This is a genomic window from Brucella sp. TWI559 (assembly GCF_039674265.1).
In the GTDB taxonomy this organism is placed as follows: domain Bacteria; phylum Pseudomonadota; class Alphaproteobacteria; order Rhizobiales; family Rhizobiaceae; genus Brucella; species Brucella chromiisoli.
Window position 1 is genome coordinate 1 of sequence record NZ_JBDJNE010000103.1, and the last position, 201, is coordinate 201.

The following is a 201-nucleotide window of genomic DNA, read 5'->3' on the forward strand; positions in this document are numbered from 1 at the left end:
GGCACTGCGACTTATGTTGCTGCTGCGAGCAATGGCCAGGACATCACGGTGACGCAAAGCGATGCTGCTGGCAATGAATCGGAAGCGGCCTCTGCGACACTCCCCGATACGCTTGATCCGGATGCACCAACGGTTACAGTCGGCTCTGACGGTGTGACGCTGACGATCACCGGGGAGCCGGGTGGGACAGCGACGATCTAC

The 201-nt window shown here is 60.7% G+C and carries 1 protein-coding gene; it reads left to right on the forward strand.

Going from position 1 to position 201, the window contains the following annotated elements; genetic code table 11:
• A partial coding sequence (locus ABE530_RS19795) for an Ig-like domain-containing protein (protein ID WP_499695747.1) occupies window positions 1-201 on the forward strand: 201 nt, incomplete at both ends.